Source organism: Streptococcus parasanguinis (assembly GCF_040908565.1).
GTDB lineage: Bacteria > Bacillota > Bacilli > Lactobacillales > Streptococcaceae > Streptococcus > Streptococcus parasanguinis_AC.
This window is the reverse complement of record NZ_JBDGEA010000007.1, coordinates 24,359-43,655: the sequence shown is the minus strand read 5'-3', so window position 1 is coordinate 43,655 and position 19,297 is coordinate 24,359. Positions and strand designations below refer to the sequence as shown.

Sequence of the window (19,297 nt, the reverse complement as noted above, 5' to 3'; positions counted from 1 at the left end):
ACATTGTGTATAAAAAGGAGACAAAAAATATGATGAAAGAATGGAAGGCTGTTCTTAAAAAGCCGACATTTATCATTGTCATGCTTGGAGTTGCGTTGATTCCAGCTCTTTATAATATTATTTTTCTATCTTCCATGTGGGATCCATATGGTCAGGTTTCGGATCTTCCTGTAGCGGTTGTCAATAAGGATCAATCTGCTACATATAATGGACAAAAAATGGAAATCGGGAAAGACATGGTGTCCAATTTAAAGGATAACGATTCGCTTGATTTTCATTTTGTAGATGAGAAAGCTGCGAAAGATGGTCTAAAAAATGGCGATTATTATATGATTGTAACCCTACCTGAGGATCTTTCAAAAAAAGCTAGCTCCATCTTAACCAATCATCCGGAACAGATGACTATTGATTACCAAACGTCCAGTGGTCATAGTTTTATCGCAGGAAAAATGAGCGACTCTGCGATGACAAAAATGCAGCAGACAGTGGCTGAAAAAGTGACCAACACTTATACAACAGCTTTATTTTCCAAAATGGGATCGCTTAAATCTGGTATGGGGACAGCGGCAGATGGAAGTGCTAAATTGGCAGATGGTGCAACAAAGTTGGAAAACGGTGGGCAAACACTGACCACTAATTTGAATACCTTAGCTAGTTCCAGTTTAACATTTTCAGATGGTGCAACCACCCTTCGTACGGGTCTAGCAGCCTATACAAATGGTGTTGGTCAATTAGGAAATGGTCTTAATCAAATGGCTGGTCAACTTCCAAACTTGGTATCTGGAGTCAATCAATTAAATAATGGGTTTGGTACTTTTAATACAGGTTTGATGGCTTACGCTACCGGAGTGGATCAATTAGGAAATGGTCTCAATCAAATGGCGAGTCAAACCCCTCAGTTGGCCTCAGGAGTTGGTCGATTAACCAGCGGTATGGGGACACTCAATGACGGTCTTGGGAATTATACCAATGGCGTGCGTCAATTGAATTCGGGTCTATCTAACTTTTCAAATGGTTTAGTGACCTATACAAATGGAGTCGCTACATTATCAGAGGGAGCGGGTCAATTAAGTAGTCAATCCACTACTCTTCGAAATGGAGTTTCTCAATTAGAATCAGGTATTCAAACATTATCAAGCCAGCTGCAAGCTTCTACAAGCCAATCAGCTCAGATTGATCAATTGGCAGCTGGTTTGAACCAATTAAATGCAGCGATTCAAAATGCTTCGGTAGATACCAGTCAACTTTCATCTGGCTTGACGAGTATTGCGAATTCAGCCCAAGCGATCCTTGCTTCAGCCCAAGCGGATCGTGCAAATGCCCTTGCAAGTGTGCAAGGGACAGCAGCTTATCAAGCAATGACAGCTGATCAACAAGCGGAAATCAGTGCGGCGATCTCATCGAGTCCAAGCACGAGTGAAACAGCAGCTCAAGGGATTTTGACAACGATCCAAACGATCCAAAGTAGTTTGAATACAGGAAATAGCTTGACACAGCTGCAAACTGCAGCCAATCAAGTTTTACCAACAGCTTCTTCAACCTTGACAGACTTGTCAAGTGGCTTGTCTAAAATCCAATCCGCAGTTAGTGGACAATTGTTACCAGCTAGTCAAACCATCAGTCAAGGAATTGGCGCTTATACAGCTGGTGTTGATAAAATCGCTAGTGGGGCAAGCCAACTTCATACCAATAGTAACACTTTAACAGATGGTGCTAGTCGGTTAGCAGCAGGTGTTGGCCAACTAGATAGTAAATCATCGGAATTGCTTGCAGGAAGTAATCAATTAACTTCTGGACTAGGTGAGTTAAATGGGAAGATGCCTGCCTTGACATCAGGTATGAATCAACTGGCTTCAGGAGCAACACAATTAACAGGTAAGTCTAGTGAATTGGTTGCCGGTGCTGGAAAATTAGCTGACGGTGTAGGACAATTGAACAGCAAAACTCCAGAATTGGCAGGTGGTGTCAACAAACTTGTCACTGGTGTCAATCAGTTGACAGAAAAATCAAGTCAATTGGTGAATGGGGCTGATAAACTAGCTGACGGAGCAAATCAAATCTCAGAAGGGTCCAGCAAATTAGCAACGGGTGGCCAAACATTGACAAACGGTTTAGGTGAATTAGCAACAGGAAGCCAAACCTTGAGTCAAGGATTAAACGATGCTAAGGGACAATTGAATGCTGCTACAACTGAAAAAGAAAACGCAAAAACCTTAGCCAATCCTGTTACGACTTCTAAAACAGATCAAGATAATGTCCCTGTAAACGGGGTCGGAATGGCTCCTTATATGATCTCTGTAGCACTCTTTGTTTGTGCCTTGTCAACCAATATGATCTTTGCAAAATTGCCATCTGGTCGTCATCCTGAAAGTCGTTGGGCATGGTTTAAATCTCGCTTTGAGGTCAATGGAACCATTGCGGTGGTTGCAGGAATCTTGGTCTATGGTGCTGTTCACTTGATTGGTTTATCTGCCAATCATGAGATGGCTACCCTCTTCCTTTGTGTGATCGGTAGTGTGGCCTTCATGTCTACCGTGACCGCTTTAACAACATGGCAAAGAAAGGTCGGTGCTTTCCTCTCGTTGATCCTCTTGCTCTTGCAATTGGCTTCTAGTGCAGGAACTTATCCTCTTGCTTTGACAAATGGATTTTTCCAAGCCATTCATCCATTCTTGCCAATGAGCTATACCGTCTCTGGTCTTCGTCAAACGATTTCGATGACAGGAGAAATTGGAAATCAAGTGGTCTTTCTTCTGATGACCATTGCTCTTTTTGCAGGTCTCGGAATGTGGTTCTATAATCCCAAAAAATATGAAGAGGACTAATCTTCAAGAACTCCCAACAATGGATGTGTTGGGAGTCTTTTGTTTCATGTGAAACAAAAATTCTCGCTTGTTTAAGCGAGAATCAGAATGAAGATAAAGTCATATTAAAAACTTTCCTTAGGTGAGTACGGACGTCAGCGAACTTCTTCGAAGTTCCATGACTAATTATTGAGCCTAAGGTCTCAATAATTCCGAGTGCCTGAAACAACATTTCAGGCACTTTTCTCACAGTGGAGAGTTTCGGTATTTCCTTGAATTGATTTAAAAATTGGAACTCATTTTTATTTTTTTTTGCAGAATCATTTAACTTATTTTACTTTAAAATAGTTTGTCTAGATTCTAATTCTAGCTTGTCTAAGCGAGAATGTAAATTATTTAAAGAAGACAACATCAGGATTTGGCGTAATATAGAGGAGTTGGTCGTTTTCAAAGACCAATTGGATGGTGTTGTTTTTATAGGTGTAAATGGTGTAGGCTACTCCAAATTTAGAAGCTTGTTTCAGATCAACTGCCCCCAATAAAAAGGCATGAGCTTGTTCTTCTGTAATTTTCTCCTTACGGTAGAGATTTTTAATATTTTCTAGTTCAATATTTTGAAAAGATTCGCTAATATAAGCAGGGTCTGTTATTTGTTTCTCTGGATTTCCAAGGATTTTTTGGACAAGAGCAGTGGTATACCCTTCATAATCCGGCGTTTGTACAAAAATATTGTCGTCATTTCTAGAGTAGGCTACTTTTAAGTTCCCTGTTGCATAAATTTTATCCTTGGGTGCTTCTTGGGCATTTCTAGGGAGCCCTTCGGTTGTGATGATGTCAGAAGTGGTTTCCGTAGTAGTTGAGGGAGAGCTAGAGGAATTACCTGTGCTAGTTGAGCTAGTTGAACGACTCGAGCTACTTTTTTTAGTGGTTTTCTTTTTTGAGCTAGTAGTAGTAGGCTCTTGTTTAAAATTGATCTTAAGGTCCGGCACACAGGCTGATAGAAAAAGAAGAGACAGCAAGAGTGTGAAGAAAAGAGGTAGTGTCTGTTTTTTCATCATGTTCCTTTCAACAAGTTGATTGATTTTCTATTCTATCATAAAAAGAGTAACAAAAAAAGGTCAGGAAGAAATCCTGCCTTTATTTGTTATTATGGATGTCCGCCTCCAGGACCACCACCTTGAGGCCCGCCACCGCCGGGAGCACCACCGCCTCCAGGCATGGAATTGACAATTTCTGTTTGTTTTTCACCATTGATATAGATATCTCCACCGGTGTAGGTAGCAGTACCATCAAAGTCGAATCCAGATTGACCTGTTAATTTAATGGTTCCTCCGGTAACGGTGATATTTCCATTCGAATCGATTGGATCGGTGTCCCCTTGGCCAACTTCAACGTTGAGGGTTCCACCATTCATGGTGAAGAAAATTTCATCTTGGTTGGCATTGGCATTAGCCGCATTGACCCCGTCATCGGTTGCATAGATGGTGATATCTCCACCGTTAATGGTGATCGATTTTCCTTCGAGACCTTCGACAGACTCGGTTACCTTATAGGTTCCGCTATCGATGATCAGATCACCAGAAGCATGGATGCCATCGTCTCCTGCTGTGATGGTCATTTTGTTATCTGAAAGGTACATGGTTCCGACCGAAGTATCCTCATCATTATCCACCTTGACTGCATCTTCATCTGCGTCAATGGTCATGGTCGTGCCAGTGATATTGAGTTCGTCATTGACATTGAAGGCATCTCCTACAGCTGTGATTTTATAGGTTCCACCCGTGATGTGAAGAGTGTCATTAGCCTTTATCCCGTTGTTCTTCTTGGCATCAATATTGAGCGTACCTGAACCATTGATGGTGAGGTCGCCTTTAGAGAAGATGACCGCATCGGCATCTTCATCACTGTTTGAACTTGAATCAGACAAGGTATTGGTCGTGCCATTTGCTAGAGTCAGGTAAACATGCCCCGCTTTCGTAGCAGAAATTGGTGCGTTGGTGTTGGACATAGTAACACCTTTTAAGACGATATGAACATCATCTGAGTCACCTGCTTCGACTTTGATTTGAACCCCATCGGATTCACCAGAGATGACATAAGTTCCGGCCTTCGAGATGGTCACAGTTGATCCAGAAACGGCTACGCCATCCCCTGAAACAGTTGCAGACGAACCAGATAGTTTTACAGTAGATGCTTTACTTTCATCATATGAGGTATCTGAATCTTTTTCGGTAAAATAGTCAGATTGCTTGGTTTTAGTCGTTTTCTTTGAGACAGTAGAAGCAGTTGTTGTTGCGCTTGTTGTAGCTGATTGAGATGATTCTTGGCTACACGCTGTTAGTAGGGTGAGGGTTGCGGCCCCCGTTAATAAAAATTTCCATTTGTTTGATTTCATGAGCTTTTCCTCTCGTTCCATTGATATGCTCCTAGTCTAAAGTTGCTAGCTGAAAGTTTCCTAAAGTTTTTCTGAAAAGAATCTTAACTTTAGTTTTCTTTAAGTTTGGATTAATGACCAGTTAAGAAAGTCCCATTAAACTAGGAAACACGTAAGTCGTATCCATACTTACTGAAGATTAGAAGCAATATCCCCCCTTAAAGGAGTAGAAACATGAAAAAAACAATTGAGACAAATTTTAAACGAATCGAAACAAAATATATCGTCGCAAAAGATGACGTAAAAGACTTGATCAAAGACTTAAAAGAATACGTCGTAGAAGATGATTACCCAACTTCAACTATTTCAAACATTTATTTTGATACGGAAAATTTTGAGGTCATTCAAGATGCTCTTGCGAAACAACACCGCCGTGAAAAAATTCGGATGCGGACTTATATAGAAACACCTCAAGCAGACAGTCCGGTATTTCTAGAGGTAAAGTCAAAAGATGAAGAAGGAATTGGCCATAAATTCCGTTTAGTCGCTATTTCACAAGCCATTATCAACTTGATGACAGATGGGACAGTAGATCAGCAGATACAAGATCCAGACTTAGTGCAAGAGATTCAGAGATTGCGTAAACGCTATGGGCATCGATTGGAACCACGAATGTTCATTTACTATGATCGCTTGTCTCTCAAAGAAAAGAAATCCATTAAGGGTTATCCTTATCAGAAAATTCGCGTGACAATCGATCAAAACTTAGTCTTTCGTGATCAAGCTGTTAGTCTTTTTCATGGGAAGAAAGGAGAACCTTTGTTAGAGGATGATTTCGTAATCATGGAAATTAAGGCTCCCGGACAAGAATCTCAATGGTTAAAGGATATTTTAGAGAAGTATGGTTTGGTCAAGCAGAAATTTTCAAAATATAGCTGTGCTTATCATAAATCACAAGGATTGGATTATGCCCCAAGACCAGTGGAAGAAACGGTAGGTGCTGCCTATGTCTAATCTATTTGATTCTATTTTTAATAATGCCACAGCAACAGTGGATCCCTTGCGCTTACTGTTGGCTCTTTTGGTCAGCCTCTTTCTAGGGATGGCCCTATCTTGGACCTATAAATACCGAACACTGTACACTCGAGAGTTTGTCATTAGTTTGACCTTGCTCCCTTGTATGATGACCTTAGTGATCTTTTTGGTCAATGGAAGTTTGGGAACCTCGATTGCAGTGGCAGGGACCTTTAGTTTGATTCGTTTCCGGTCAGCTACGAGTGGTTCGAGAGAGTTGATTGCGATTTTTCTAGCCATGATTATAGGACTAGCGGCAGGTTCGGGCTATCTTTTATTGGTCATTTTATCAACCCTTTCTTTACTAGGGGTGTGGCTTGTATTAGAGAACAAACAGAGTAAGGCAGACCATCAACGGCGCCGTCATTTGACCATTACAGTCTCAAAACAAGATGCTGTTGCAGAACAAATCAGTCAGTTGTTAGACCAAAGTTGTTCAGAAGTTGACTTTATTTCTGTCACAACGGCCCAAGCTGGAGAACAACTGACCTTGAACTATGAGGTGAATATGAAATCGAACATCGATGATTTTGCCCTTGCTAATCTATTGATTAACAAGATTGAAAATTGTGATGTTGCTCTGACAAAGAAAGCCAAGAAAAGAAAGAATTTATAACTACTATCCTACTTTAGGATAGTTTTTTAGGATTTTAAGAACTTTTTAAGAAAAAGTGGTATACTATTTCTAAAAAATTGAAGGAATCCTTTATGAAAAAGACTGCTATTTTTGAAGATGTCATCTCGATTATGAGCCATGATTCATCTACCATCAAGGATCGAAAAGGATGCGACCCCGATCGCTTTCGAGGAAAAATGACAGATGATATGACGGATGATGCCTTTCTCTATCAAGTTAAGACCTACCTAGCTAGTTTTGGGGTGATCGGGCATGTTTCCTTTCGAGATACAAAAGCTATTCAAAAAGGGTTCCTCTTGAGAATAAATGAACAGAAACTTTATGTTGAGGAAGCTAATGAAGATACGGGTCTTCAAGTAGGAGATCAGATCTTGGGTCTGGATGGAAGAGACGTGGAGCAAGTAGCGTCTCTTCATAAGGACTATTTTATCAGTAAGACTCCCGAAAGACACTATAGAGAATGGGGAGATTTGGTCTCTCAGTCCACAAAGGTCACCCTACTTCGAGAAGGGATAGAAAAGACCATTAAAGTAGTCCCTAGTCGAGAACCGATCCAAGATCAGATTTTTTGGAAAAGATTAGACGATGAGATTCTTTATCTTCGTCTGGATAACTTTATGGATGAAGGAGCCATTAGTCGGGTATATCAAGAGTGTTTACCGATGATGACGGAAGTCAAGTTTCTTATCATTGATGTCCGACAGAACGGCGGAGGGACAGACTCTTTATATATCCCTCTATTACATCTAGCCTTAGAGAAGGATCAGGGCTATGATTCGCTTGACTGGGACGATGATGGCATGGAAATTCTCTATACGGAGCGCAATGTTGACCTGCGCTTGAAAGACTTTGAGGACTGGATGCAACAGGAAGAAATTAGTCCTGAAACAGTTAAACTGCTGGAAGAGATGAAAGAGGAGTTACTCCGCCATCGGGGAAAAGGCTATATACCGTATCAGCAAGAAAGCGAGGAATTCTTCCCAGAGGTTAGAGGAGGCCACTATCCTGAACAGATCTTTATCTTGTCAGATATCTACTGCGTTTCTTCTGGAGATAACTTCGTCCAGATGATGAAGCAGTTTAAGAAGGTAACGGTGGTAGGTAGACCAACGCTCGGAATTTTAGACTATTCCAATTGTTGTACCGTTGATTATGGTGATTATCGATTGATGTTTCCTACCTCTCGCTGTCTAAGCCTGGATCAAGGGAAAGGAATGACGGATCAGGGTGTTCTACCCGATATAGAGATTCCTTGGACACCTAGCCATTTCGAGAGAGATGTGGATCTGGACAAGTGTCTGGAGTTGATTCGTCAGAGCAACATAAAATAAAAAGAATTCTCATCAGAAAATGTAAAGAAGAAAAATTCTTTGGTTAGAAGGGATAAATGTCTGAAATGATAACGTTTTCCAGAGGGTTCTCACTATGTTTAAAATTGCTTACTTGGTATAAAAAATGGTAAAATAGAGAGTAATAATCAAAATGAAGAGTGAAACTTATGAAACATCAAACACTTTATAAATTTATCGGGCAGACGGTCTTGTATTTTGCCATTTTCCTAGCCCTACTTTATTTCTTTAGTTACCTTGGTCAAGGTCAGGGTGGCTTTATCTACAACGAATTTTAGAAAAGGAGAATCCTACCCGTGTCAAACCAACCTATTCACGATATGATCGAGACAATTGAACGTTATGCGCAACTACAACCAGACTATCCGGTCTACAATGTCCTTGGTGAGGAGCATACCTATGGCCAATTGAAGGCTGATTCAGATAGCTTGGCTGCCCATATTGACCAAATGGGACTTCCTGAAAAGTCACCTGTTGTTGTCTTTGGTGGCCAAGAATATGAAATGTTAGCAACCTTTGTGGCTTTGACCAAATCTGGCCATGCTTATATCCCAATTGATAGCCACTCTGCCTTGGAGCGCGTGTCTGCCATTGTTGAAGTAGCAGAGCCAAGCTTGATTATTGCTATCAATGAATTTCCATTGGAAAACCCAGCTGCTCCAATCATGTCCTTGGAGCAAGTGCGTGAAGCTTATGCGGCTCAGAATGCGTATGACTTGCAACATCCGGTCAGAGGGGATGATAACTACTATATCATCTTTACCTCAGGGACAACTGGGAAACCAAAAGGGGTGCAAATTTCGCACGATAACTTGCTCAGCTTTACCAACTGGATGATTACGGACAAGGAATTTGCAACGCCAGAGCGTCCGCAAATGTTGGCACAACCGCCCTATTCCTTTGATTTGTCTGTCATGTATTGGGCACCGACCTTAGCTCTTGGGGGAACGCTTTTTGCACTTCCATCAGCCATTACTCAAGACTTCAAACAACTCTTTGCGACGATCTTTTCTCTTCCGATTGCTATCTGGACTTCGACACCATCTTTTGCAGATATGGCCATGTTATCTGAAGATTTCAATGCTGAAAAGATGCCAGGGATCACCCATTTCTACTTTGATGGGGAAGAGTTGACTGTGAAAACCGCTCAGAAATTGCGCGAGCGTTTCCCAAATGCGCGCATCATCAATGCTTATGGCCCAACTGAAGCTACTGTAGCTCTTTCAGCTGTAGCCGTAACAGATGAGATGTTAGCTACCTTGAAACGTCTGCCAATCGGTTATACAAAAGAAGATTCTCCAACCTTCATTATTGATGAGGCAGGAAATAAATTGCCAAATGGTGAGCAAGGGGAAATTATCGTATCTGGTCCAGCCGTTTCAAAAGGTTATATGAATAATCCAGAGAAAACAGCAGAAGCCTTCTTCGAATTTGAAGGACTTCCAGCCTACCATACAGGAGATGTCGGAACCATGACGGACGAAGGCCTTCTTCTCTATGGTGGACGGATGGACTTCCAAATCAAGTTTAACGGTTACCGTATCGAGCTAGAGGATGTCTCTCAAAACTTGAACAAATCGAAGTATATTGACTCAGCAGTCGCAGTTCCGCGCTATAATAAAGATCACAAGGTTCAAAATCTCTTAGCCTATGTCATCTTAAAAGAGGGTATCAAAGAACAATTTGAGCGCGAGATTGATATCACGAAAGCCATTAAGGAAGATTTGGAACACATTATGATGTCTTATATGATGCCTTCAAAATTCCTCTATCGTGACAGCCTGCCATTAACACCAAACGGGAAAATCGACATCAAAGGGTTGATTAGCGAGGTTAACAACCGATGATCGAGTTTTTGAAACAGCTCCCTCATTTAGAACACTATGGAACACCGATCTATTTTATCTACCTCATTCTAGCTTTTTTGCCGATCTTTGTGGGTCTCTTTTTCAAAAAGCGGTTTCCGGTATATGAAGGACTTGTGAGTCTGATCTTTATCATTTTGATGCTGACAGGTTCGAATCTCAAGCAAATTTATGCCTTACTCTTTTACGTAGTCTGGCAAATCTTGATTGTGTATTCCTACAAATTTTATCGTCAGAAAGCGGACAATAAGTGGATTTTCTATCTTCATTCCTTCTTGTCTGTCTTGCCCTTGATTTTTGTTAAGGTAGAGCCAGCGATCAAGAATGGACACCAATCCTTGTTTGGATTTTTAGGGATTTCTTATTTGACCTTCCGGGCTGTCGGAATGATCATCGAAATGCGAGATGGTGTCTTGAAAGAATTCACGCTCTGGGAATTCTTACGTTTTATGCTCTTTATGCCGACCTTCTCAAGTGGGCCGATTGATCGTTTCAAGCGTTTTAATGAGGATTATAAAGCCATTCCTGAGCGCGAAGAATTATTGGATATGTTGGAGCAAGCTGTTAAGTACATCATGTATGGCTTCCTTTATAAATTTATCCTAGCTCATATTTTTGGCCACTTATTGTTAGGTCATGTGCAGACCTATGCCTTGTCTCAAGGTGGATTCTTCAACATCGGAACGCTGGGAGTCATGTATGTTTATGGCTTTGACCTTTTCTTTGACTTTGCAGGCTATTCCATGTTTGCGCTTGCGGCTTCCAACTTGATGGGAATTAAAAGTCCCATCAACTTTGACCGTCCTTTTAAATCACGTGATTTAAAGGAATTCTGGAATCGTTGGCATATGAGTTTATCTTTCTGGTTCCGTGATTTCGTCTTTATGCGTCTCGTGATGGTATTGATGCGCAATAAAGTGTTCAAGAGCCGGATCACGACCTCAAATGTTGCCTACATTATTAATATGTTGGTCATGGGCTTCTGGCATGGAGTGACCTGGTACTATATCGCTTATGGGCTCTTCCATGGGCTTGGAATGGTTATCAATGATGCCTGGATTCGAAAGAAAAAATCTATTAATAAAGAAAGAAAAGCAAAAGGATTGGATCCGATACCGGACAATCGTTGGACCAAAGCTTTAGGGATCTTTATCACCTTTAACACAGTGATGCTGTCCTTCCTGATTTTCTCAGGATTCTTGGATCAACAATGGTTTCCAAAATTGAAATAAAAGGAGAATAGAAAAATGGATGTAAAATCACAAGTAATTGAAATTATTGACGAATTGTTTATGGAAGATGTCTCAGACATGATGGATGAGGATCTCTTTGATGCGGGTGTTCTTGATAGTATGGGAACAGTTGAATTGATCGTGGAATTGGAAAATCGCTTTGGCATCCGTGTTCCTGTATCTGAATTTGGACGCGATGATTGGAATACTGCTAACAAGATCGTAGAAGGTGTAACGGAGCTTCAGAATGCTTAAGCGTTTATGGCTGATTTTAGGGCCCGTATTTTGCGCGCTCCTCATGGTAGCAGCTTTATTATTCTTTTATCCAATCAATCATAAGCACAACTATACTGAAGAGAAAAAAGCTGCGGTTAGTCTGAATGCAGAAGGCTTCAAGAGTCGTACAAAGAAGCAAGAAGCACTTTCTGATCCACAGCATCGATTTGTTCCTTATTTCGGCTCAAGTGAATGGTTGCGTTTTGATGTGGTGCATCCAGCAGTTTTGGCTGAAAAATATGACCGTAATTACAGACCCTACTTTTTAGGAGAACGTGGTGCGGCTTCTTTGAACCAGTATTTTGGAATGCAACAGATTTTGCCAGAACTTAAGGACAATACAGCTGTTTATGTGGTTTCTCCGCAATGGTTTACCAAGAAGGGCTATGATTCCTCTGCCTTTCAACAATTCTTTAATAGCGATCAGTTGAATAGCTTTATTGCCAATCACCAACAGGATGCTGCATCCCAGTATGCCGCGAAACGCCTGTTGCAACAGTATCCAAATGTCGCCTTTCAAAGTGTTGTGACGAACATTTCTCAAGGAAAGAAAATTTCAAGATTTGATCAGTCTTTGAACCAGCTTGTTTCCCATCTTGTTCAGCGCGAAGATGCCTTATTTAGCAATCTCGCTACTCGTACAAACGGGAATTACGATAAGAAGGTCAAAAAACGTCTACAAGATTTGCCAGATCAATTCTCATATGAGAAATTGGAGGAAATTGCAACGGCTGAAGCAAAAGTCAAAACCAATAACAACGACCTTGGAATCAGCAATCATTTTTACAATACTCGTTTAAAAATGAAGTTGAAGAAACTAAAAGGTTTCCAAAAGAACGAATCCTATGTTCAATCTCCAGAGTACAATGACTTGCAGTTGGTTCTAGACCAGTTTGCTAAATCTCGGACCAATGTCATCTTTGTGATTCCTCCAGTCAATGCCAAATGGATGAAATACACAGGCTTGAGCCAAGAAAAGTATGAACAGGCTGTTCAAAAGATTCGTTACCAATTAGAAAGTCAAGGTTTCACTAATATTGCAGACTTTTCTAAAGATGGTGATCAGCCCTACTTTATGGAAGACACGATTCATATGGGATGGAATGGTTGGCTAGCCTTTGATAAAGCGGTCAATCCCTTTGTCACAAAGGCTGAAAAAGCACCAACTTACCATCTAAATGATCGCTTCTTCAGTAAAGATTGGGCCCAATATAAAGGAACACCAGACGAATTTAAATAATGCTTGATCAAAGGGGGCAGGATCGAATCCTGGCTCCTTGATTTGTGAGGAAAGGGACGGAAAGTCACAAGTAAGCAAGCAAGTTATCCACAGGCTGTGGAAAACTTGCTTGTAAATGGATGAAAACAAGTCCTGATGCTGATGAATCTTCCTCTTTTAAGGGGAAAATAGGTAAAAGTTATCCACATTTTTGTGGATAAGTGATGAAAAACAGTGGATAAGTCAGCTAGCATGTGAAAAGGAGAAATAGTGTGAAAAAAATTTGGTTTTACGCAATTGTTCAGGGGATTGTTATCTTTTTTATTGTGGGTGGCATGACCTACGCACTTAGGGGGGATTTCTTTTTCCGTTACTTATCCCCTATTTTTGGACTAGCAGCAGCTGTCTTGAGATTTGGGACAGCGACTTTAATGAAGGGGATAGCCCCCACTCTCTACGATGATCCCAAAAAGAAGGAAGAAGTTGGCCACGATAACTAAAGAAGTTGGTAACTGAAAAAGTTGAGCTAAAGGCCACTTTCTGCTGGTCTTTATGGTAAAATAGAAAGAAGAATATTAGTTTGGAGATTAATTAGAAATGAAACGTTCAATGTTTGCTGGACGTGTTCGTGAAGAACACATTGGAACTCATATCACCTTGAAAGGATGGGTTAGCCGTCGTCGTGATTTGGGTGGTTTGATCTTTATTGATTTACGCGACCGCGAAGGAATCATGCAATTGGTGATCAATCCAGAAACAGTTAGTGCAGAAGTGATGGCCACAGCTGAAAGCATCCGCAGTGAATATGTTGTAGAAGTGACAGGTCTTGTGGAAGCTCGTGAACAAGCGAATCCGAACTTGCCAACTGGAGCAGTAGAACTTAAGGTAGAGGCTATTACGGTTCTTAATACTGCCAAAACAACGCCATTTGAAATCAAGGACGGAATCGAAGCCAATGATGATACTCGTCTTCGTTACCGCTACTTAGACCTTCGTCGTCCTGAAATGTTGGAAAACCTCAAACTCCGTGCAAAAGTAACTCATTCAATCCGCAATTATTTAGATGAATTAGAGTTTATTGATGTGGAAACACCCTTCCTTTCTAAGTCAACTCCAGAAGGAGCACGTGACTACTTGGTTCCTTCCCGTGTCAATAAAGGCCATTTCTATGCCCTTCCACAAAGTCCTCAGATTACAAAACAATTGTTGATGAATGCTGGATTTGACCGCTATTATCAAATCGTAAAGTGTTTCCGGGATGAAGATTTACGGGGAGACCGTCAACCTGAGTTTACACAGGTCGACTTGGAAACCTCTTTCTTGAGTGATCAAGAAATCCAAGATATCACAGAAGGCTTGATTGCACGTGTCATGAAAGAAACCAAGGGAATTGAGGTAACACTCCCATTCCCACGGATGAATTATGATGATGCCATGGCCTTGTATGGTTCAGATAAACCAGATACACGTTTTGAAATGTTGCTTCAAGACTTGACAGAGCTTGTCAAGGGTGTAGACTTCAAAGTCTTTTCAGAAGCTCCAGCAGTTAAGGCGATCGTTGTCAAAGGTGCAGCGGATCATTACTCTCGTAAAGACATCGATAAATTGACAGAAGTTGCGAAGCAATACGGTGCGAAAGGTCTTGCTTGGGTGAAATATGCTGAAGGAGCCTTGAACGGTCCTGTTGCGAAGTTCTTGACAGAATTGACAAGTGACTTGACAGCTGCTTTACAGTTAGAAGACAAGGATCTAGTTCTCTTTGTAGCAGATACTCTTGAAGTAGCCAATGCAACGCTTGGTGCTTTGCGTGTTCGTCTTGCGAAAGAGCTTGACTTGATTGACAACAATCAATACAACTTCCTTTGGGTAGTGGATTGGCCAATGTTTGAATGGTCTGAAGAAGAAGGTCGTTATATGTCTGCTCACCATCCGTTTACACTCCCACAAGCTGAAACAGAGCATGAATTGGAAGGCGATCTTTCAAAAGTTCGAGCAATTGCCTATGACATCGTCTTAAACGGGTATGAATTGGGTGGAGGAAGCCTGCGGATTAATCATAAAGATTTACAAGAACGGATGTTTAAGGCGCTTGGATTTACAAAAGAGGCTGCTAATGAACAATTTGGGTTCTTGTTGGAAGCAATGGATTATGGTTTCCCACCACATGGAGGATTGGCGATTGGGTTGGACCGCTTTGTGATGCTTCTTGCAGGTGAAGACAATATTCGGGAAGTCATTGCCTTTCCTAAGAATAACAAGGCGACAGATCCAATGACGCAAGCTCCTTCTGTCGTTTCTGAAAAACAATTGGATGAGTTAAATCTTCAAGTAGAAGTAGCAGAGCAAGAATAGGACAAGATAGAAAAAGGAAAGTCTAGGAATCAGTTGCTCTAAGATTTTCCTTTTCTTCTAATCGATGGATTGAAAATGAAAAAAACTCGCTTTCATAAGCTATTTCGCTATCATGTGCGGCGACTAGCTTATAATATTAAATTATTGCGCGTGCTGAAGAGCATCTCTCGTGAGAAATACGATGAAAAAGTGTCAGCTTCCTTGCTGTATGGTTTTCTATCAGCGATTGCCGTCAACTTCTTCTTTCAACCAGGACATGTTTATTCCAGTGGTGCAACAGGGCTAGCTCAGATTTTATCTGTTCTGAGTCATCGCTTTATAGGTTTTACGATTCCCGTTTCCTTGACCTTTTATGCTATTAATATTCCTCTAATGATTGTGGCTTGGTACCACATTGGACATAAATTTACCATCTTTACCTTTATTACGGTTTCGATGAGTTCCCTCTTTATTCAGTTTGTGCCAGTGGTTACTTTGACCAACGATCCGATTATGAATGCCCTGTTTGGTGGAGTTGTCATGGGGACAGGAATTGGTTTTGCCCTTCGGAATAACATTTCTAGTGGAGGAACGGATATTGTCAGTTTGACGATTCGAAAACGGACAGGAAAGAATGTCGGCAGCATCTCCTTTTTGGTCAATGGGACCATTATGTTGATCGCTGGTCTGACTTTTGGTTGGAAGTATGCCCTTTACTCTATGATTACCATCTTTGTATCGAGTCGAGTAACGGATGCTGTCTTTACCAAGCAAAAACGGATGCAGGCCATGATTGTAACGAGCCAGCCGGATGCTATTATTGAAAAGATTCATAAAAAATTGCATCGTGGAGCGACCATTATCCACAATGCAGAAGGAACCTATAACCATCAAGAAAAAGCAGTTCTGCTGACAGTTATTACGCGTGCAGAGTTTAATGAATTCAAATATATTATGAAAAAAGCTGATCCTCAGGCTTTTATCACCATTTCAGAAAACGTTCATATCATTGGACGCTTTGTGGAAACAGAAGAATAAAAATAAGGTCCCACATTGTGGTGACCTTATTTTGTTTATTCAGCTTCTCGGAGAAGGAGCCAACTATGAGCGGAAATAGAAAGTTCCTTTCCTTTAGGAATAGGCGTTTGGAGATTTGCATGAGGATAGGCAAATAGCAGTTGACTATCGCTCGGATGTTGATAGGTCATGTCCTGATCACCGATATTAACGAGAATCGTTATTTTTTCACGATTTTTTTCAATCGTGTAGATAAAATGATGATCAGACAACCATTTGACGTCACAGTAATCTCGAATCTCTTGTCCTTTTTTCAAACGAAGGAGAGGTTGCGATTTCCGGTAAGCAATCAATTCTTTAAGAAAAGCAAGTTCTTCTTGGCATTTTGAAAGGGATGTCCAGTCCAATTGGTTGAGACTATCTGGCAAGTTATAGGTGTTTTCTTCGAGCTCTTTTGTGCGGTAACGTTCTTGACCAGCATGGATAAAAGGTACACCTTGGGATAATAATACCAAATGAAGAGCGAGGCGTGAGAGAGCTTTTTGCTCCTCTAGACGAATCTCTTCTTTTTCAAGTTGGAAATAATCAAAAATAGTTGCATTGTCGTGGCATTCGACGTACTGAATGGCTTGTTGAGGTTGGATGAAATGAGCAGGTCCTACTTTCCCGACATTTGCTGTTAGGATATTAGAAAAATCATTGGCTGGATATTGACTATCACAACGGTGACCGGCTAAGAGTGTTCTCTTGACCGTATCCCGGAAATTATCACTGAAAAAGCCAAAATCTGGTAATCGTTTTGAGTTGTACTGGTGAGCGAGCTGGTCTTCAGAGAGACCTGTATCCATCTTCCACCCTTCGCCGTAGAGATAGACGTTAGGATAGATTTCACGGAGCTCCTCTGCAATCTCTGTCATGGTTTGAATGTCTAAGATTCCCATCAAGTCAAAGCGAAAACCATCAAAGCCGTAGAGGGAAACCCATTGCTTGAGGGATTGCTTGATATAGTGTCTTACCATGGAGCGTTCACTTGCGACATCATTCCCACAGAAGGTTCCATTGGTCCGCTCTCCCTCTGCATTATAGCGGTAGAAATAGCCAGGAACGATTTGTTCAAAAGCGTACTCATCTGCCTGGTAGACGTGATTGTAGACTACATCCATGATGACGCTCAGATTGGCTTGATGATAGGTGTCAATGGTGTCTTGGAGCTCTAGGATTCGCGCATAAGGATCGTTAGGGTCACTCGCATAGCTTCCTTCTGGAACATTGTATTGAACAGGATCATAGCCCCAGTTGTAGGCTTTCCATTGATCCTCTTCATCGACACTACCGAAATCGTAAACTGGAAGTAACTGTACATGGGTAATGCCAAGTTTTTGAAGATAATCAAATCCAAGGATCTGACCATTGAGTTGAGGCGATTCTGTCAACCCTTTAAACTTACCAGGGTGTTTAAAGTCGGCCTCTTTTTGGACGGAGAAGTCCCGAACGCTCATCTCATAGATGAGCGCTTCTGTCGGGTCGAGTTGACGAGCAGCACGTGTGATAGGACGTGTGATCTTCTTGCGGTCGACGACTAAGCTATCTCCAGAGTTTGCTAAAGAGGATAGAGCATAGGGATCGTGGATCCGACGTTCTAGGCCATTGACACGGAACTCATAGTGGTAGGCAGCTCCTTCCCAGTCCCCTTTAAGCAAAAGTTCCCAGACACCGTTTTCTGTACGATTCATCGGATAGACCTGATCTTCGATATGAAGGGTCACATCTTGCGAAATGGGTGCCCAGAATTTAAATTGCGTCTGATTTGGTGTGTAAAAACTTCCTAAATCCTCTCCAGTATAGGTGAAGATTTGATCGAAAATGGGTTTGCGAACGATGTTTCGATAGTGGAGTATAGAAGAATTTCCAGTAGCATCGTAGATGGTGTACTCTTCTCCGAGTTCAAGTGGAATAGGGCTTAAGAAATAGTCTCCTGTGTCAGTCGCTGCACTTGACGTTTTGACAGGGATTAAGGCAAGATGACCTTGGTTCGTTTTTAAATAAAAAGGAAGGATATGCTCCTCTCCCTTTTGGATACGAATGAGGTCTTGGTCATCTAAATAAGCAGTAAATGTAGACATAAAGACTCCTAAAGTTTCGTAATGGTATGGTCAATCAATTGACGGTAGCAAACAGTTTTTCCTTCTTTGTGATCTTTGATGATTTGAAGGATGGTCCGGACAGATTCACGCCCGAGTTCCACCGCATTGATGTCAATATAGGCTTCAATATCGAGTCGTGGCTTGATCGAATCAAAGGAAATAATCGGGATTGTCAGCTGGTTTTCTAATAGGTATTGGCGCACCCCTTCAGCTACGAGAATATCGGTCGTCATAATCGCATCTAGTTCTGTTAACGGTAGACTCTCCATCATTTGATAAGAATTATCTTCTAACATAAACCCAAATGAAAAATGAACGAGTTTTTCATCGAGAGGAATCCCTGCTTTTTGGAGGGCTTCTTTATAACCTTCGTAGCGGTCTTGAGACACAAACAGCTCTTTGTTTCCCCCGATAAAAGCAATTTTTCGGTAGTTTTGTTGAATAAAATAATCTGTCGCATCAAATGCGGCCTTGATATTGTCATTATCGACTAGCGAAACAAAAGGAGAGACCGCCTTTCCAAGGATGAGGAAGGGGAACTTGTCTTTGATCGCAAATTCAACGAGGGGATCATTCGGGTTGGAATAAAGGAAAATCAAACCATCTACACGATTTCCGTAGATGAGTTGTTTGAGGTTGTCGAGCCGCCGTTCTTCATTTTGCCCCGTACAGATTTGGATGGCATAATCATTGTCTGACGCGATCTGGGTAATTCCTCTTAAAACAGTTGGGAAGAAAGGATTCTGGTAGAAAACGTCACTATCGATTGGAAGAACCAAAGCAATGACTTGACTAGATTGGCTGACAAGGCTGCGAGCATTAAGATTGGGATGGTAATCCAACTCGACCATGGCCTTGCGGACTCGTTTTTTTGTTTCATCACTAATCGTGGATTTATTTTGGATGACGCGCGTGACAGTTGAAGGCGCGACGCCAGCGAGTTTCGCCACATCTTTGATGGTAACACGCATGAGA

The 19,297-nt window shown here is 41.4% G+C and carries 16 protein-coding genes; 12 read left to right on the top strand and 4 right to left on the bottom strand.

The window, feature by feature from the left end:
* The first annotated feature begins 29 nt into the window (after positions 1–29).
* The gene (locus AB5Y61_RS04810) at positions 30–2,825 is read left to right on the top strand and encodes a YhgE/Pip family protein (RefSeq protein ID WP_368403351.1); all 2,796 of its coding nucleotides are present in this window, start codon (positions 30–32) and stop codon (positions 2,823–2,825) included.
* 371 nt (positions 2,826–3,196) lie between these two features.
* Here the strand turns inward: AB5Y61_RS04810 and AB5Y61_RS04805 are convergent, their stop codons facing one another.
* Both AB5Y61_RS04805 and AB5Y61_RS04800 read right to left on the bottom strand, forming a co-directional pair.
* Positions 3,197–3,859: a DUF4947 domain-containing protein gene (locus tag AB5Y61_RS04805; protein ID WP_368403350.1), complete on the bottom strand. Its 663-nt coding sequence runs from the start codon at positions 3,857–3,859 to the stop codon at positions 3,197–3,199.
* Between the two features lie 92 nt (positions 3,860–3,951).
* Complete coding sequence (locus AB5Y61_RS04800) at positions 3,952–5,199, bottom strand: carbohydrate-binding domain-containing protein (RefSeq protein WP_368403388.1); 1,248 nt, start codon at positions 5,197–5,199, stop codon at positions 3,952–3,954.
* A 213-nt stretch (positions 5,200–5,412) separates the two neighbouring features.
* On the opposite strand from AB5Y61_RS04800, the gene AB5Y61_RS04795 reads away from it, so the two are divergent.
* From AB5Y61_RS04795 to AB5Y61_RS04745, 11 genes are all read left to right on the top strand, one after another.
* Positions 5,413–6,192, top strand: a complete 780-nt coding sequence (locus tag AB5Y61_RS04795; protein ID WP_368403349.1) for a polyphosphate polymerase domain-containing protein — start codon at positions 5,413–5,415, stop codon at positions 6,190–6,192.
* Entirely contained in the window at positions 6,185–6,868 is a 684-nt protein-coding gene (locus AB5Y61_RS04790; RefSeq protein ID WP_368403348.1) for a DUF4956 domain-containing protein, read from the top strand. Before AB5Y61_RS04795 ends, AB5Y61_RS04790 begins: the two co-directional genes overlap by 8 nt.
* Before the next feature lie 92 nt (positions 6,869–6,960).
* The gene (locus AB5Y61_RS04785; RefSeq protein ID WP_368403347.1) at positions 6,961–8,220 is read left to right on the top strand and encodes a S41 family peptidase; all 1,260 of its coding nucleotides are present in this window, start codon (positions 6,961–6,963) and stop codon (positions 8,218–8,220) included.
* A 167-nt stretch (positions 8,221–8,387) separates the two neighbouring features.
* Positions 8,388–8,516, top strand: coding sequence for a teichoic acid D-Ala incorporation-associated protein DltX (locus tag AB5Y61_RS04780; protein WP_251457995.1), 129 nt, complete (start codon positions 8,388–8,390; stop codon positions 8,514–8,516).
* Positions 8,517–8,534: 18 nt separating this feature from the next.
* Entirely contained in the window at positions 8,535–10,085 is a 1,551-nt protein-coding gene (gene dltA / locus AB5Y61_RS04775) for a D-alanine--poly(phosphoribitol) ligase subunit DltA (RefSeq protein WP_368403346.1), read from the top strand.
* Positions 10,082–11,335 carry a D-alanyl-lipoteichoic acid biosynthesis protein DltB gene (gene dltB / locus AB5Y61_RS04770; RefSeq protein WP_223345503.1) on the top strand — a complete coding sequence of 418 codons (1,254 nt, stop codon included), beginning with the start codon at positions 10,082–10,084 and terminating at the stop codon, positions 11,333–11,335. Before dltA ends, dltB begins: the two co-directional genes overlap by 4 nt.
* A 15-nt stretch (positions 11,336–11,350) precedes the next feature.
* Positions 11,351–11,590 carry a D-alanine--poly(phosphoribitol) ligase subunit DltC gene (gene dltC / locus AB5Y61_RS04765; RefSeq protein WP_003002265.1) on the top strand — a complete coding sequence of 80 codons (240 nt, stop codon included), beginning with the start codon at positions 11,351–11,353 and terminating at the stop codon, positions 11,588–11,590.
* On the top strand, positions 11,583–12,851 hold the full coding sequence (gene dltD / locus AB5Y61_RS04760; RefSeq protein ID WP_003009158.1) for a D-alanyl-lipoteichoic acid biosynthesis protein DltD: 1,269 nt from the start codon (positions 11,583–11,585) through the stop codon (positions 12,849–12,851). The genes dltC and dltD overlap by 8 nt, the downstream gene beginning before the upstream one ends.
* A gap of 251 nt (positions 12,852–13,102) precedes the next feature.
* Positions 13,103–13,330: a hypothetical protein gene (locus AB5Y61_RS04755; RefSeq protein ID WP_368403345.1), complete on the top strand. Its 228-nt coding sequence runs from the start codon at positions 13,103–13,105 to the stop codon at positions 13,328–13,330.
* Positions 13,331–13,427: 97 nt separating this feature from the next.
* Positions 13,428–15,182, top strand: coding sequence for an aspartate--tRNA ligase (gene aspS / locus AB5Y61_RS04750; protein ID WP_368403344.1), 1,755 nt, complete (start codon positions 13,428–13,430; stop codon positions 15,180–15,182).
* Positions 15,183–15,257: 75 nt separating this feature from the next.
* On the top strand, positions 15,258–16,199 hold the full coding sequence (locus AB5Y61_RS04745; protein WP_134974266.1) for a YitT family protein: 942 nt from the start codon (positions 15,258–15,260) through the stop codon (positions 16,197–16,199).
* A 35-nt stretch (positions 16,200–16,234) separates the two neighbouring features.
* Here the strand turns inward: AB5Y61_RS04745 and pulA are convergent, their stop codons facing one another.
* Together pulA and AB5Y61_RS04735 are read right to left on the bottom strand one after the other, a co-directional pair.
* Positions 16,235–18,301: a type I pullulanase gene (gene pulA / locus AB5Y61_RS04740; RefSeq protein ID WP_368403343.1), complete on the bottom strand. Its 2,067-nt coding sequence runs from the start codon at positions 18,299–18,301 to the stop codon at positions 16,235–16,237.
* An 8-nt stretch (positions 18,302–18,309) separates the two neighbouring features.
* Positions 18,310–19,293: a LacI family DNA-binding transcriptional regulator gene (locus tag AB5Y61_RS04735; protein WP_368403342.1), complete on the bottom strand. Its 984-nt coding sequence runs from the start codon at positions 19,291–19,293 to the stop codon at positions 18,310–18,312.
* Positions 19,294–19,297: the final 4 nt, after the last annotated feature.